Here is a 13,190-nt window from a genome sequence, read left to right on the forward strand (position 1 = left end):
AGTACATGAACATGAAGCACCTGGAGGCGGCTCTTGAGGACACCTCCATTGCTGGCTGATTTCATTCACGCCAGAGTATGTAAACCAAAGTGCGAAAAATTTTTGACACTACCCCCGCAAGTCCGGCAAAGCGGAGTGTGTGGGGAAGAAGCGCGAAGAAAGAGGCCGCTGCCAGATTGCAGCGGCCAAGTATTTTATAGAGAGCCTCCGGCGCTCTGTTGTGTTCCCAGAGTGGGGTGAGCCAAGACAGATGCAGGGTTATCTGTTCAGGAGGTATAGAAAAAGTTCGGCATCTTGCTCAGGGAATAGTCTCGTCGTTGCCAAGATAACAGTCTGTATATAAAACAAATAGCTTCTTGACAAGTCAGTAATTTTTCAGGTTTCGCACAAACCGTTTCTGAATAAACCGTACCAACTCCCTTTAATATTCCGAGCATATGAAGCTGCTCAGCTGCGTCATGCTCCTCAATTGATGAAAACTCGTCTGGATAAAAGACACTGTGCATCTCTGCATCCTCTACAAGTAGTTCAGGATACTGATACTGTATTAGATGGTCTATGATAAGAAAGGCTTCTCCACGTGAAAGATAACTGGAATCCTGAAATTTGAACATATTAATGAGTTCTATCAATAAGGATTGAGGCAAATTTTCATTCTGGATCCGTTGATAGGCGTTATCCAACAATTCAAGAAAAAATAGTTTTGTAATATCGCCTTGATATGAAATATCTTGACTATACAGAAGTCCTTCCTGGAGGGCCATCTCAACTTCTATGGCAGCCCATGCGTCAGCGTCAAGAGCCTCCATTTGGATTTTCCCAACATAAAGCCTACTATCCTCTGCAGACCACTCTGATTGATAACCAAAGCATTTCAGTAATAGTTCGACTGCATCACTATTGAAATATATTATATTTTCAATTACATATGCATAGGTAAAATGCGGATAAGCATATTCCGCAAACGGATCATTTTGCCCTGGTAACAGAGAACAATCATCGGAGAGCAGAATTTCCTCCAGCGAGAGCGAATATAAGCCAACGCCATTGTAGTAAGGTCGGCTCAGGAAAATAGAGGCGTAGTATTTGCCATTGTCCAACGGCATCTGAGATACTTCATAAGGGACTTTACGCTGATCTATCCCTAAAGGCGCTAGTGTCAGAACATACTCATTGCCTTTGAAACAGAATGTGTTCTCCGTTTGAGGAGAGAAGGATTCAAATTCACAGCCAATGCTTTTCATTCAATAAAATACCGATGGGTATGAGCGTTTCTATATCGCTACCCTGAGTGAGGATATGAGGGGTATTTGAAATTGCTTTCCCTTCTAAATAAATATAGCCAGTTGCTGTTCCCGCTGACTGATTGATGCTGTTTTCAGACAGAGCGCTGGCACAGGCCCATGGAACAGTTGACAGGAGCATCGCAAATGAAACAGATGCGATGATAGCTCTGCAGAGGAGTTTTGAAAATTTCTTTGTCATATTTCCTCTCCTTTGTAAGCTTAGGCGGCCTTGTGTGCTTTCTTAATACTGGGAAAGACACACAAAACGCCCCAAAACTCTATTTTTCAGGCAAACTCATTCTGTGTCTTCTATTACAGTCCATCCAAACATAGCCTTGAAGTCATGAAAGCAATTGGGACAAATCCAATAATAGCCGTCCTGTGTTGCATAACCCTCATGCAGCGTTCCATCAATAGCAGAAAATTTCTCCCAACAAAAAACACAATGCTCATGATCCCATTTGCTGGAACGTGCTTTCCATTTTCTATGGTATAAAGTTTTCCCGGACAAATAATCTCCTTGCCGAGTCAACCTCCAATCAGTTTTATCAATCATATCGTCCTCTCCTGTTCCAGCTATTTGATCTTAATTTTATCACGATTCCGCAAACATGAAAATGAGGAAAATTGATTTTCTATCTTTTGGATATACGTCACAGACGGTCAAAAAATATGACATTGGGGCACACCGGTCCGAAATCCGGAGTGCGTACCAATGCTGGAACATACCGCAGATAATGGTACTTTAAATTCAAGTTTTATAACTGGGAATACAACATCGAAGCAAAAATAAAAAAGAATCCGCACACGCACAGCGTGTGCGGATTCTTTTTTATCAGACCTTGGATTCTCCCAGCCGGCGGTGAACATCCCGACGGAGCAGGGTGTAGAGCACCGAGGCCACCGGCACGCTGACCAGAATACCCACGAACTGGAACAGTCCGCCGCCCACCGTGACGGCGGCCAGTACCCAGATGGCGGGCAGACCCACGTTGCTGCCCACCACCCGGGGGTAGATGACATTGCCCTCGAACTGCTGAAGGCACAGAAGGAAGATCAGGAAGATCAGGGTTTTCAGCGGAGAGACCATGATGAGCAGCACGGCGGCCACCGCCCCGCCCAAAAACGCGCCCACCATGGGGATGAGGGCGGTGGCGCCCACAATGACACCGATCAGGGGGGCGTAGTCGGCCTGGATGAAGAGCATGCCCAGGGCGGTGAGGCCGCCCAGAATGCAGGCCTCAATGAGCTGTCCGCTGACAAAGGCGGTGAAGGTATTGGCGGTCAGGTGGACCACGTCGGTGACCCAGGCCTCCACCTTGGGCGGCGCGTAGGCCTTGAGCACCCGGCGGCACTGGGAGAGCAGGGTGGCCTTACCCGAGAGCATGTATACCGAGAAGATGATGGACAGGAAGCCGGTGACCACGATGGAGATGATGTTGCTGGTGATGGTCAGCAGCTGGGGCACGGCGGTGGTCAGGGTGTCCACCACGCCGTTGAGGGCCCCCTTGATCAGGTCGCTGAAGGTGGAGAGATTCAGATTCTCCAGATGGAGGGAGGAGAAGAGGGGAGAGAGCCACTCCTGTTCATTGAGCCACTTCTGCACGTTGAGCATGTAGCCGTTGATGCTGCTCAGGAAGAGCTGGATGCTGTCCACCAGCTTGGGGAGCACCAGGGAGAAAAAGGCGATGATGAGCACGAACAGGAGAAGGTAGGAGGTGAGCACGGCCAAAGGCCTGGAGAGGTTTTTGGCCTTTGTCCTGCCCAGTCCCCGGTCGTAGAGCCGGGAGAAGAGCTGACAGGGCCGGTTGAGCACAAAGGCGATGGCAAAGCCGATGAACAGGGGCTGGAACAGGCCCAGCACAGTCCAGAACAGGTTGCGTACCTCGTTGAACTGGATGATAAAGAGTACCAGGAGGACCGCGTATGTGATGATCAGGAGAATGCTTTTCAGTAATTTCTTATCCATTCTGTCCGCTCCAGTCGGAAGGATTTGCAAGGGTAAGCTCAATATACCATTGGGGCGCGGAGCAAGTCAATTAAAGTTTGGTTAAGAAATGGCGGCGGCTGAAATAAACGGGCGCGGGTGAGAAAATTTTCGAAAGGGCTTGACTTTTTGGCGCGGTGTTCTTATAATCATAGTAAACAGATAGGAATTATAAGGATTGAGAAATCAGCCTTTGAGAGGAGTATATCCATGACCAGATTGATCTATGCCGACCACGCGGCCACCACGGCCCTTTCCGATACGGCTCTGAAGGCCATGACACCCTATTTCCAGCAGCAGTACGGCAACCCCTCCAGCCTCTACCGCTTCGCCCAGGAGGCCAAGAGCGACCTGGAGCGGGCCCGGGCGGAGATCGCCGCCTGTCTGGGGGCCAAGCCCGAGGAGATCTACTTCACCTCCGGCGGCACCGAGGCGGACAACTGGGCCCTGAAGGGCGTGGCGGAGCTGCGGCAGAAGAAGGGAAAGCACATCATCACCACCGCCATCGAGCACCACGCCGTGCTCCACACCGCCCAGTGGCTGGAGAAGCAGGGTTATGAGGTGACCTATCTCCCGGTTGACAGCCAGGGCCGGGTGGACCCTGCCGCCGTGAAGGCGGCCATCCGGCCGGACACCATCCTGATCTCCGTGATGGCGGCCAACAACGAGATCGGCACCGTGGAGCCCATCGCCGAGATCGGCGCCATCGCCCGGGAGGCGGGGGTGCTCTTCCACACCGACGCGGTCCAGGCCGTGGGCCATATCCCGGTCAACGTGGAGGACTGGAAGGTGGACCTGCTGTCCCTCTCCGGCCACAAGATCTACGGCCCCCGGGGCATCGGCGTGCTCTACATGCGCAAGCCCCTCCGGCTGCCGCCCCTCATCCACGGCGGCGGGCAGGAGAAGGGCCGCCGGTCGGGCACGGAGAACGTGGCTGCCGCCGTGGGCCTGGCCGCCGCCCTCCGGGAGGCGGTGGACGGCCTGGAGGAGGAGAGCCGCCGTCTGTCCGCCCTGCGGGACAAGCTGCTGGACGGCCTGTCCGCCCTGCCCTACAGCCGTGTCACCGGCGCCCGGGACCACCGGCTGCCCGGCACCGCGTCCCTGGTGTTTGAGGGCGTGGAGGGAGAGGCGCTCCTCCTCCAGCTGGACCGGGCCGGTATCTGTGCCTCCTCTGGCTCCGCCTGTTCCTCCGCATCCCTGGACCCCTCCCACGTGCTGCTGGCCATCGGCCTGCCCCACGCCATCGCCCACGGCTCCCTCCGCCTGAGCCTGGGCCGGGAGACCACCGAAGAAGACGTTGATACCATCCTGCGGGAGGTGCCCAAGGCGGTGACCTACCTGCGCGACATGTCCCCCGTGTGGGACAAGGAGACCGGCCGGCCCACCTGGGACCTGGACGAGTGAGAAAAGGAGAGACAAGATATGCTGTATTCCGAGAAGGTCATGGACCATTTTGAGCACCCCCGCAACGTGGGCGAGATCCCCGACGCCGACGGCGTGGGCCAGGTGGGCAACCCCAAGTGCGGCGACATCATGAAGATGTACCTGAAGATTGACAACGACGTGATCACCGACGTGAAGTTCAAGACCTTTGGCTGCGGTTCGGCCATTGCGTCCTCCTCCATGGCCACCGAGATGATCAAGGGCAAGCCGGTGGCCGAGGCCATGCAGCTGACCAACGCGGCGGTGGCCGAGGCTCTGGACGGCCTGCCCGGACACAAGCTCCACTGTTCCGTGCTGGCCGAGGAGGCCATCAAGGCCGCCCTGGCGGACTACTACAAGAAGCAGGGCGTGGACCCTGAGACTGTGGAGGGCTTTGCCTGCGGCGGGTGCTGCGGCGGCTGCGGCCACGAGCACTGAGCGGACGATAAAAAACCGGCACACACTTCACGTGTGTGCCGGTTTTTTCGTTGTCTTGGAAGGATGGAAGATCAGGCCTTGGGGGCGGTGTCGGCCGCGTCCACAGGGTCATTCTTGTGCTTTTTCACACGGACCACCACCCAGGCGATGGCGGCCACGTAGAGCACGCCCAGCACTACGTCCACGGCGATCTGCACCACACGCCAGGTGGCCATGTGGTACACCATCTCGGCGCCGGGGGCGATACCGTTCATGGCGTTGGAGTTGGCCACAGTGTAGAGGATGTTGTGCATGGCGTTGCGCATGTTGGTGACGGAGGTGGCGGAGGTGGTGTCCGCTATGCTCTTCATGGGGGTGAAGGTGAGCATCAGGTCAGTGCCGGCGGCCACGCCCATGTCGGGGTACATGTAATTGTACAGGTTGAAGTCGGTGATGGCGTAGCCCACAAAGCCCCACTCGTTCCGGAGCACATTGGTCATGAGGGCCTTGGAGCCGCCGGCCCAGGTGGTGCCGATGCGGTTGAAGGAGCTCATCACCGCCAGGGGGGCCAGCCACTTGGTGGACAGGGTGCCGTTCTCGTCGGAGATGTAGGTCATCTCAGCGCCGCCGTCCTTGACGGTCATCTCAAAGGGCTTGAGGTAGATCTCACGGATGGCCTGCTCGTTGGCCCAGCTGGCCACGCCCTGGGCGCCGCCGGCGTCGGTGCGGTGGCTCTCCTGGTCGTTGAGGGCGAAGTGCTTGATGAAGCAGTACACGCCCTTGCTCTGGGCGCCGGAGACCACGGCGGTACCCATGGCGCCGGAGAGGACGGGGTCCTCGGAATAGTACTCAAAATTGCGGCCCGCGAAGGGGGAGCGGTGCATGTTCATGGCGGGGGCGTACCAGCCGTTGACGTTCATGGACAGGGCCTCGTTGCCCACCATGACGCCCATGCGGTAGGCCAGACCCTTGTTCCAGCTGGAGGCGATGACCACCTCAGAGGTGTAGGCGGTGCCGTGGAGGCCGCCCATGAACTGGCTGATGCCGGCGGGGCCGTCCAGGTCCACGGCGTTGGGCTTGGAGACCGACTGGACCATCTCGGTGTGGTAAGCGCCGGTGAGGATGACGGTCAGCATGTCCTGGACGGTCAGCTGGTCCAGCAGGTCCTGCCACAGGGGGTCGTCATAGTCCTTACCCCGCAGGTCGATGAGGGAAACTCCGTTGTCCGCGCCGGTGGTGGGCATGGTCAGGCTGTCATCCAGGTGCTGAGAGGGATCATAGGCGTTGTACCCGGCCACGATCTCGTCGCTGGCCACCAGGTCGGCGCCCACGGGCGCGGTGGGGAAGGTGCCGGCGAAGTCGGAGCGGCTCATGTTCAGGGCGTAGCCCTCGGTGGGGGTGTCGGTGAACATGGCGGACACATCGTCAAACTGGTTGGTGACGGCGGCCAGGTCGGAGGAGCGGTGGTTGTCGCCGCTGAACACGGTGCGGGAGGACAGGGTGTAGGAGATGGGCTCGCAGCCCTCCTTGACGGTGTGGGAGTCGGACTGGAGGGTGATGGTGTACTCGCCCTCATCCAGCACATAGGCCTTCTCGGTCTTGTAGTCGTAGGAGGCCATGTCCTCCACGGCCAGGGTCAGGGTGACGGTCTCGCTCTCGCCGGGCTGGAGCAGGCCGGTCTTGGCGAAGTCGCCCAGCACCACGCTGGACTTCTCAATGCCCCGGTCGGCATAGTAGGGGGCGGAGTAGTAGAGCTCCACCACGTCCTTGCCCGCCACAGAGCCGGTGTTGGTGACGGTCACGTCCACGGTGATGTTGCCGTCCACGCCGCCCAGCTCCTGGTTGGTGACGGCCCAGTCAAAGGTGGTGTAGCTCAGGCCGTAGCCGAAGGGGTAGACAACGGCCTGGTCGTAGTCGATGAAGCCCTCCACGGCGGCGGTCTCGTAGTACCGGTAGCCCACGTAGATGCCCTCCTCATACTGCACGAAGTAGCCGTTGCAGGTGGAGGTGTCGGTGGTGACGTTCTCGTACTGATAGGAACCGAAGTTGACAAAGGTGGGGTCCTTGGTGAAGTCGGCAGCCCACAGGTCGGCGGTCTTGCCGGAGGGGTTCACCTCGCCGGAGAGCACCTGGCCCACAGCGGTAAAGCCGGTCTGACCGGGGGAGCCGATCCACACGATGGCGTCCACGTCGGGGTCGTCCTCCAGAATGCCCAGCTCCATGGTGGTGGAGGCGTTGATGAGGACGATGACCTTGTCAAAGTTGGCCTTGGCCAGCTCAATGACGTCCTTCTCGTCCTGGTTGAGCTCCAGCTGGTGCTGGCCCTTCACATAGTTGTCGTCCCAGCCCTCCATGTCCCGGGCCAGGTCGCCGCCCTCGCCGCCGCCCCGGCCGATCATCACGATGGCGGCGCCGTTGTACGAGGCAAAGCTGGCCACGGCCTCGTCGGTGTAGTTCTCCACCGGCATCTCGCCGATGTAGTAGGAGGACTCGTCGGGCTTGTCCATCACGATGTTGGCCTTGGGGTGGCTGCTGTCGGAGGCGTAGGCGGACAGCAGGTCGTAGACCGTGCCGTTGACCTCAAAGCCGGCGTTCTCCAGACCGGACTTGGCGTCCACGGCAGTGGAGGCGTCCACCGAACCGGAGCCCGAGCCGCCGTACACCGGGTCGGCGGCGTCCCGGCCCAGCAGGGTCACCTTGCTCTCGCTGGACAGATCCAGAGGCAGGGCGCCGTTGTTCTTCATGAGCACGATACCCTCCTGCTCCAGCTCCACCACCATATCCGCAGCGGCGGCGTTGGTCTCGTCAGCGGAGGCATAGTCAGACTTGGCGTACTGGGTGTCCCAGCTCTCAGTGCCCTCGGCGTTGACGATGGTAAAGGTCCCGCCGCCCAGATAGTTGTCCACATAGCTGCTGAAAATACCCAGGGCGATATTCAGCGCCAGGGCCAGTACCAGGACAACAGCGAGCACAATGGTCCAGATGCGGACAAAGGATTTGTTGCTCATGGGCTTTTTCTGCCGTGCATTTTCCATTCCGTTCCTCTCCTCACAGTCCTTTGTTCGTGCTCGAGCACATTACAATAGACTAAAAAAACGTGCCCGGGCACATTGCGGATATATGATAATAACATTCTGGGCTGCTGTCAATATCGGCGGAATAGCTGAAACAAGATTATCTCTTTTACACAAAAATACCAAGTAAATTTCAGGAAAAATATAAAGAACGCCGCCGCCGGATGGGGAGAGGCGCAGACGGTGCTGCGAGGAAAAAGCGCGGAAAAAAGGTCAGGCCGGGAGAGGTCACACATTCTGGGGCAGGTAAATATTCAGCTGGGTATAGAGGCAGCTGGAGGAGGGGGCCGTGCCGTAGACCAGGGCCTCATAGAGCAGCTGGAGGGGAAGGGAGCCCTGGAGCTCGGGCTGCTGGCCCAGGGTTGCGGTGATGACGCCCTCCCGCAGCATCTCCCGCTGGGCGGGAACCAGGTCGTTGGTGATGATGCGCAGGGGGCGGTCGCCGGCTGCCCGCTTGGCCTCGCGGCAGACGGAGAAGTCACCCGGATTGACGATGTAAACCGCGCTGAGTTCCGGATGGTCCCGGAAGAGCTGGTGGACGGCGGAGTAATCGTTGTGGAAAAAGACGGTGGGGGCGCCGCCGTTGAGCAGATGGATGCCGGGGTAGTTCTGCCGCAGTTCGCTGATGAAGCCGTCGGCCCGCTCCGCGAAGCTGGGGACTGTTGCGGTGAAAATAGTGATCATGGCCACGGTTCCCACGCCGCCAATGGCCATGGCGCACAGCCCGGCGGCCACATGTCCCGCCTTCCGGTAGTCGCAGCCCACATAGCACAGCCGCGGCTCTCCCGGCTCGTCCATATTGTAGAACACCACGGGGGCATGGCGGTCGGCAAAGGAGCGGGCCAGGGCCAGGAGCTGGGGATTGCCGGAGGGGTTCAGGGCCAGGCCGGACAGCTCGTCGGCCTGGATCTGCTCCAGGACCGGGGCCAGGGCCTGGGGGGCCAGAGAGGAGATGAGGTAGAAAAGCACCTCGATTCCCAGATCCTCCAGTTCCGCCGCCTTTTTCCGGGCTGAGCGGAGGATGTCCTGATAAAAAATAAACTCCGGCCCGTCCGGAATGAGAAAGCCCAGCCTGAGACGCTGCTTGCCGGCGGCCAGGATCTTTCCCGCCAGATTGGGGCGGTAGTTCAGTTCCTCCATAATGTTCCGGACGGCCTGAGCGGTCTCCGGCTTGACGCCGGGGCGGTTGTTGAGCACGCGGTCCACAGTGCCGCGGGAGACGCCCGCCAGTCGTGCGATTTCCTTGATGGTTGCCATGGGAGTCCTCCTGAGGCGGCGGAGAAAAGGATATCGTCCGTCAGATAGAAATTTACATAACCTATATTTTATAAGAACGGGTTGAAACTTGTCAACGGGAAAGTGGATGCCGGTCTTTGACCGCGGGAGCGGAATGTGCTATAATCGGGGGCACGGAAGCGGCGCGCGCAGCCGGCCACGGCCCGACGCCGGACGGAGAAAAACCATGAAAAGGAAGCGGCGAAATGCACAACGAACTGACCCGGAAGGATCTCCAGATGATGCGGGAGGAGCTGGATTACCGGCGGATCACCCTGCGGCCCAAGCTGCTGGAGGCGGTAAAGGAGGCCAGGGGGTTTGGCGATCTCAGCGAGAATTTTGAGTATAAGGCGGCCAAGCAGGAGAAAAACCGGAACGAGAGCCGCATCCGGTTCCTGGAGAACATGATCCGCACCGCGGTGGTCATCTCCGACCAGGCCGCGCCGGATACGGTGGGGCTCTACGACAAGGTCACGGTTTACCTGGAGGAGGACGACGAGACCGAGACCTACCAGGTGGTCACCACCATGCGGCAGGACGCCCTCCACGGCCGCATCAGCAAGGAGTCTCCCGTAGGCGCCGCCCTGCTGGGCAGGCATGTGGGGGAGCGGTTTTACATCAAGGTCAACGACAACTACGGCTACTACGCGGTGGTGAAGGCCATCGAGAAGGGGGAAGACGACGGCTCCGTGCCCCTTAATCGTTTCTGAGCGTTTCTGCCCGGACTTGTTTTCAATTTGTTCACAGGTTCTTTAAAAAATAGTCAATATTTTGCGGGGAAAACATGGTATTCTCTTAGTGTCAGCAGATGACAGAAGTTTTCCCTCCTCCCTCTCTTTTCTTACACACACAGGAAAACGGGTCCGCCGTATGGCGGACCCGTTTTCTGCTGTTGCGGGGGCGGTTCAGCTGTCCTGCCCGCCGCCCAGCATACCGTTGAGCCGCTCGCTCTGCGTGCCGAAGTAAAAGGCGATGATAACGGAGAATACAGTCAGGAAATCCTGCCCGGAGATCCGCTCCGTAAGGACAGAGAAAGCGAAAACCACTGTCAGCACCAGAGTCACAAGACTTTTTACACATAAAAGGCTGGCAAGCCGCTTCTGCCAGAGCGTACCCATGGCGCGCCTCCTTTCCGGCGGCCCGGTGGAAGATGGGCCGCAGTCCATGCTATGCGCCGGTCGGGGCCGGTGTGAGCCGCAGAGGGAGCTCTTATACGGTACACGGAGTGTGCCGTACGCCTATGGGGATGTGGAATACGGTTTACCGTAAAATAAAATACTCGCCGCAAGCGATGCATCGCTTGCGGCGAGTTGGTACGGGTAGTGGGGGTCGAACCCACACGCCTTGCGGCACAGGAACCTAAATCCTGCACGTCTGCCAATTCCGCCATACCCGCGTATTTAGTTCCCCTCTATTTTTACTCGGGGAGGGGCGCCCGAGGCGGTGCGTTATGCTTGATCCGCGTCAATAAAAACAGGTGACAGGGTGGGCTGTCTGCCTTTTGCCTTTATTGAAAATAAGGAAATGACGTTACTACATAGAAATCCGCAAGGCTAAAAGCTACAGTACAAACACGCAGCTTAGACTACAGGCATAAAACAAAAGAATGTTGTTACTTATGACGGTGTTCGACTTTATCTGTTATGGTTCCATCTTTGTTGATTTTTCTTGTTGTCTTGACTGTGGAGCCATCTGATTGATTAAAGATTTGAGTAACACGAGCCGTATGTTTTCCTGCCCAGGTTTCCGTCTTATCGGGACTCTTTGCAGGTCGTGTTGGCAATTTAGCCTTCTGCTTTATTAGGTCTCCCATTAACATTACCCCCTCGTTAAAGATATCTGTTTTCAAAAGATTTTACTGAGGTGACAATATCTAAATCCTGCACGTCTGCCAATTCCGCCATACCTGCGTATTGAAATTTGCTGCTGCCAGGAAAAGAGACAAAGGAACTGGAGGTATTTTAGCATTGCGCGGCAAAATTGTCAATTGAACCGGAGGGGAAAACACACTATAATGGTATCCAACGCAGAAAATGAAAACAACGCCGGAGGCTCCGGCGGCGAGGATGTGAGGCATATGAAGCGCGCGCCCAGGGTGGCGGCAGTCCATGATATGTCCGGCGTAGGCCGGTGTTCGCTGACGGTGATCCTGCCGGTGCTCTCCGCCATGGGGTGCCAGTGCAACCCCATGCTGACGGCCTATCTCTCGGCCCACACGGCCTTTCCGGCGTCGGAGCACGCGGTGTTTCTGGACCTGACGGAGCAGATGGGCCGGGTGGCGGCCCATTGGGCGGAGCTGGGGGTGGCGCCCGACGCCATATACAGCGGCTTTCTGGGCTCGGAGCGGCAGATCGGCCTGCTCCAGACCGCCATCTGGCGGTTCCGGCGGGAGAAGACCCTGGTGCTGGTGGACCCGGTGATGGGGGACCACGGCCGGGCCTACCGGACCTGCACGCCGGATCTGTGTGCCCGGATGGGGGACCTGGCCGCCCAGGCGGACGTGATCACCCCCAACCTGACCGAGGCGGCCCTGCTGCTGGGGGAGGAGTACCAGGCGTCTCCGGACCGGGAGACCGTCCGCACCTGGCTGGAGCGGCTCTCCCTGGAGGGCAGGCGGTCGGTGGTGCTCACCGGCGTATCCGGCGGCGGGGAACAGGTGGGCGCGGCCAGCCTGGACCACGCCACCGGCAGAATGGAGCTGGCCCTGACCCATCGGGAGCAGGGCAGCTTCCCCGGGACAGGAGATCTCTTCGCTGCGGTGCTGCTGGGCGGCCTGCTGCGGGGCGCGTCTCTGGGGCAGGCGGCGGCGGACGCGGCGGCCTTTGTGCAGCAGTGCGTGAGCCGCACCCTGGCTCTGGCCACGCCTCCGCTGGAGGGCGTGGAGTTCGAGGGCCTGCTGGGGCTGCTCACTGCCGGGGGAGCCCTGCCCGCAGTCACAAGAGAGGCGCTGTAGAGACCGCCGAACGCGTATGCGGAATCGAACACGGGCCTGCCGGGACTTCTCCCGGCAGGCCCGTGTTTTGCTTAAAACGTCAGATCGTCCAGAAAGGCCTCCCAGGCCTCGGGATGCTGGACATAGTACCGGGGGCACTCCTTGCCGGTCACATCGTAGTGGCGGAGGATCTGGTCCCGGTCCAGGTGGTAGGTGTCGATCAGCCACTGGACCAGCTTGACCAGGGCGTCATAGGAGGCCTGGTTGAATGCGCCGGTGTCGTCCGGGTGGCAGACCTCGATGGACAGTGTGTCGTAATTGCGCTGGCTGGAGGCGTAGGCCACCTCGTCCAGGGGTACGCACTCCAGGATCTCCCCGTCCAGGCCGACGACAAAGTTGCTGCTGGCAAAGGTCTCGCCGGTCTCGGCCAGACCGGCAAAGTAGCTCCGGTTCTGCTCGGCAGTGGTGCCTGGGTTGCCGGTGTAGTGGACCACCACGCCGTTGACGGCCGTCAGCTTTTTCCCAGGGCGGGAGTACTGGTTGATGGGCAGCAGCTCCCGGGTCACCCACTCCGGCGCGTCGGGGACCTCATCCGGCAGCGTCCCGGCGGCGCTGGGGCCGCCCGGCGCAAGGGCGGACAGCACGGCGCGGACCAGCAGCAGGATCACAACCACGGCGGCCAGTACGGCGGGCAGCCGCAGCTCTCTGGGCAGTCTGGGGCGGGTGGAGTTGGACGGTTTTTGCATGGTGCTGTTCATGGTATATGCCTCCCGGCGGTGTGTTGGTGCTGATGAATA

At 58.7% G+C, this 13,190-nt stretch carries 12 protein-coding genes and 1 tRNA gene; 4 read left to right on the top strand and 9 right to left on the bottom strand.

Annotated elements, in window-relative coordinates:
- Positions 1-266 precede the first annotated feature (266 nt).
- The 4 genes from WMO64_RS05580 to WMO64_RS05595 form a co-directional block, all read right to left on the bottom strand.
- Positions 267-1,244: a hypothetical protein gene (locus tag WMO64_RS05580; RefSeq protein WP_349231299.1), complete on the bottom strand. Its 978-nt coding sequence runs from the start codon at positions 1,242-1,244 to the stop codon at positions 267-269.
- Positions 1,225-1,485 (bottom strand): hypothetical protein, encoded by a 261-nt coding sequence (locus tag WMO64_RS05585; RefSeq protein ID WP_349231300.1) that lies wholly within the window; start codon positions 1,483-1,485, stop codon positions 1,225-1,227. Before WMO64_RS05585 ends, WMO64_RS05580 begins: the two co-directional genes overlap by 20 nt.
- Positions 1,486-1,581: 96 nt before the next feature.
- Complete coding sequence (locus WMO64_RS05590) at positions 1,582-1,842, bottom strand: hypothetical protein (protein WP_349231301.1); 261 nt, start codon at positions 1,840-1,842, stop codon at positions 1,582-1,584.
- A 279-nt stretch (positions 1,843-2,121) separates the two neighbouring features.
- Positions 2,122-3,255: an AI-2E family transporter gene (locus WMO64_RS05595; RefSeq protein ID WP_349231302.1), complete on the bottom strand. Its 1,134-nt coding sequence runs from the start codon at positions 3,253-3,255 to the stop codon at positions 2,122-2,124.
- A gap of 228 nt (positions 3,256-3,483) precedes the next feature.
- Here WMO64_RS05595 and nifS point away from each other — a divergent pair, with 228 nt between their 5' ends.
- Together nifS and nifU are read left to right on the top strand one after the other, a co-directional pair.
- The gene (nifS, locus tag WMO64_RS05600) at positions 3,484-4,677 is read left to right on the top strand and encodes a cysteine desulfurase NifS (protein ID WP_349231303.1); all 1,194 of its coding nucleotides are present in this window, start codon (positions 3,484-3,486) and stop codon (positions 4,675-4,677) included.
- Between the two features lie 18 nt (positions 4,678-4,695).
- Positions 4,696-5,133, top strand: a complete 438-nt coding sequence (gene nifU, locus WMO64_RS05605; RefSeq protein WP_349231304.1) for a Fe-S cluster assembly scaffold protein NifU — start codon at positions 4,696-4,698, stop codon at positions 5,131-5,133.
- Positions 5,134-5,204: 71 nt separating this feature from the next.
- Here the strand turns inward: nifU and WMO64_RS05610 are convergent, their stop codons facing one another.
- Entirely contained in the window at positions 5,205-8,147 is a 2,943-nt protein-coding gene (locus WMO64_RS05610; RefSeq protein ID WP_349231305.1) for a glycoside hydrolase family 3 C-terminal domain-containing protein, read from the bottom strand.
- A 267-nt stretch (positions 8,148-8,414) separates the two neighbouring features.
- Complete coding sequence (locus WMO64_RS05615; protein ID WP_349231306.1) at positions 8,415-9,443, bottom strand: LacI family DNA-binding transcriptional regulator; 1,029 nt, start codon at positions 9,441-9,443, stop codon at positions 8,415-8,417.
- A gap of 224 nt (positions 9,444-9,667) precedes the next feature.
- Here WMO64_RS05615 and WMO64_RS05620 point away from each other — a divergent pair, with 224 nt between their 5' ends.
- Complete coding sequence (locus WMO64_RS05620; RefSeq protein WP_294519511.1) at positions 9,668-10,171, top strand: GreA/GreB family elongation factor; 504 nt, start codon at positions 9,668-9,670, stop codon at positions 10,169-10,171.
- A gap of 195 nt (positions 10,172-10,366) precedes the next feature.
- On the opposite strand, the gene WMO64_RS05625 is transcribed toward WMO64_RS05620, so the two are convergent.
- Together WMO64_RS05625 and WMO64_RS05630 are read right to left on the bottom strand one after the other, a co-directional pair.
- Complete coding sequence (locus WMO64_RS05625; RefSeq protein ID WP_294519508.1) at positions 10,367-10,579, bottom strand: hypothetical protein; 213 nt, start codon at positions 10,577-10,579, stop codon at positions 10,367-10,369.
- 193 nt (positions 10,580-10,772) lie between these two features.
- Positions 10,773-10,857 (bottom strand) — tRNA-Leu (locus WMO64_RS05630).
- A 681-nt stretch (positions 10,858-11,538) separates the two neighbouring features.
- Between WMO64_RS05630 and WMO64_RS05635 the strand changes: the two genes are divergently transcribed.
- Positions 11,539-12,414: a pyridoxamine kinase gene (locus WMO64_RS05635; protein ID WP_349231307.1), complete on the top strand. Its 876-nt coding sequence runs from the start codon at positions 11,539-11,541 to the stop codon at positions 12,412-12,414.
- Between the two features lie 71 nt (positions 12,415-12,485).
- Here the strand turns inward: WMO64_RS05635 and WMO64_RS05640 are convergent, their stop codons facing one another.
- Positions 12,486-13,151 (bottom strand): peptidoglycan recognition protein family protein, encoded by a 666-nt coding sequence (locus tag WMO64_RS05640; protein WP_349231308.1) that lies wholly within the window; start codon positions 13,149-13,151, stop codon positions 12,486-12,488.
- Between the last annotated feature and the right edge of the window lie 39 nt (positions 13,152-13,190).

This window comes from Pseudoflavonifractor intestinihominis, from assembly GCF_040096055.1.
Taxonomy (GTDB): Bacteria; Bacillota; Clostridia; order Oscillospirales; family Oscillospiraceae; genus Pseudoflavonifractor; species Pseudoflavonifractor intestinihominis.